Genomic DNA, 2,104 nt, shown 5'->3' on the forward strand with positions numbered 1-2,104 from the left:
GGGAGGCCGTACGGGTGCGGCGCACGGGGCGGTCGGCCGCTGCTCGGGCGGGGCGCTCCCCGGCCGCGCGGGCCGGGCGGTCTCCGGCGGCTCGGGTGGGGCGGGTCGGGGCCGGGGGGAGTTGGCCCTTGAGGGGGCCCCACTCGTTGGGGTCGGGGACGCCGGGCGGGAGCATCTGGCGGCGCTTGGGGCCGCCGTGCTCGGACTCGCCGGGTTCCTTGGCGCCGGGCCACGCCTTGGCGACGCGGGCGGCCAGGACGAAGTCCTTGCGGAGCGGGTGGCCCTCGAAGTTCTCGGGGAGGAGGAGGTGGTCCAGGCCGGGGTGGCCCTCGAAGCGGACGCCGAACATTTCGTGGGTCTCGCGTTCGTGCCAGGCGGCACCGGCGTAGACGTCCACGGCGGTGGGCAGCACCGGCGACGCGTGCGGGACGGTGGTGCGGACGAGGAGACGGCGGACCGGGGCCAGGGCCACGACATGGGCGGAGACCCGGAAACCGGTGCCGGGTTCGTCGACCGCGCTCAGCCAGTCGAAGTAGGTGCAGCCCAGGGTGGTGCGGGCGGTGCTCAGGGCCTCGATCCAGGAGGCGGAGGGGACGTCCACGGTCAGGACGTCGTAGGACTCCTCGGCGGTGGCGTCGGCGCCGAAGAGTTCCTCGACGGGGGCGGGGAGCCAGCCGGTCAACGGTCCCCCTCCCCGGTGGAGCTGTCGGTCGTGCCGGTACCGGCCGGCGGGGCCGGGGGCTTCACCAGGTCGCTCTGGAGGGCCGCCGGTGACGGGCGGGCGGGGGCCGGCGTCGGGCCGGCGGCGGCCGTGGAGGGCACGGTGCCCCCGGCGTCGGCGGCGTCCGTTCCGTTGCCGTACCGCTCTCCCAGGGACTCCCTCGCGATCTTCTCCTGGAGTTTGAGGATGCCCTGGAGGAGGGCCTCGGGGCGGGGCGGGCAGCCGGGGACGTAGACGTCGACGGGGATGATCTGGTCGACGCCCTTGGTCACCGAGTAGGAGTCCCAGTAGGGGCCGCCGCAGTTGGAGCAGGCGCCGAAGGAGATGACGTACTTCGGTTCGGGCATCTGCTCGTAGAGGCGCTTCACGGCCGGGGCCATCTTGTCCGTGACCGTGCCGGACACGACCATCAGGTCGGCCTGGCGGGGGCCCGGCGCGAAGGGGATGACACCGAGGCGGATGAAGTCGTGCCGGGCCATCGACGCGGCGATGAACTCGATCGCGCAGCAGGCCAGGCCGAAGTTGAAGACCCAGAGCGAGTAGCGGCGGCCCCAGTTGAGGATCACCTTCATCGGCTCGGGGGCGAGGCGGGCGAGGGCGCCCAGCCGCTTGGGCTCCGGGAGGGACACGGGCTGCGGGGTGGTCGTCTCTGGCGTCACGTCCATGCCAGGACCCCCTTCTTGTATGCGTAGAGCAGGCCGACGGCGAGGAAGCCGAGGAAGACGAACATCTCCACCAGCGTGGTCGCGCCGTAGCCGTCGTCGGCGAAGACGGTCGCCCAGGGGAAGAGGAAGATCGAGTCGATGGCGAAGATGACGTAGAGGAAGGCGTACACGTAGTAGCGGACCTGGGTGTGGGCCCAGTGCTCGCCGACGGGGTCGACGCCGCACTCGTAGGTGAGGAGCTTCTCCCGGGTGGGGACCTCGGGGCGCAGCAGTCGTCCCGCGCCGAAGGCGATGGCCACGAAGAGCACGCCCACGGCGGCGAGCAGTCCGACCACCGAGTAGGACTGGAAGTAGTCCGCCGCCACGACGTACTCCGCCGCGACGGCGACGGTCGGTTCCGGCACGTCCGCCCCTCGTTCCCTCACCTGGCGACCTGTACGTACGCGCTCCGTACGCCATACATACGCCGCTGTTCGACGATCTGTACGCACGGGAGTCTAGGCCCTGCTAAAGAGACCGTAAGCAGCCCGTCACAGCTCGGCATGCGCAGGGCCCTGACCTGGAGGTCCGTGAGCCGGGCGGTGGCGGGGGCCATGCGGGGCCAAGGCGGCGGCCCGGTCGGGGAGATGACACCACCGGGCCGGGGCGACAGGGCCACCGGACCGGGGCGACAGAGCCACCGGACCAGGGCGACGAGCCACCCGGTCAGGGCGACGGG

At 72.5% G+C, this 2,104-nt stretch carries 3 protein-coding genes; all 3 read right to left on the reverse strand.

Going from position 1 to position 2,104, the window contains the following annotated elements:
- On the reverse strand, positions 1-682 hold a 682-nt coding region (locus SMA5143A_RS30065; RefSeq protein WP_146193974.1), incomplete at its 3' end, for an NADH-quinone oxidoreductase subunit C.
- On the reverse strand, positions 679-1,386 hold the full coding sequence (locus tag SMA5143A_RS30070) for an NADH-quinone oxidoreductase subunit B (protein WP_107465927.1): 708 nt from the start codon (positions 1,384-1,386) through the stop codon (positions 679-681). The genes SMA5143A_RS30065 and SMA5143A_RS30070, both read right to left, overlap by 4 nt.
- Positions 1,377-1,790, reverse strand: a complete 414-nt coding sequence (locus SMA5143A_RS30075; protein ID WP_055523485.1) for an NADH-quinone oxidoreductase subunit A — start codon at positions 1,788-1,790, stop codon at positions 1,377-1,379. Before SMA5143A_RS30075 ends, SMA5143A_RS30070 begins: the two co-directional genes overlap by 10 nt.
- Positions 1,791-2,104: the final 314 nt, after the last annotated feature.

This window comes from Streptomyces sp. MA5143a (genome assembly GCF_900290235.1).
In the GTDB taxonomy this organism is placed as follows: domain Bacteria; phylum Actinomycetota; class Actinomycetes; order Streptomycetales; family Streptomycetaceae; genus Streptomyces.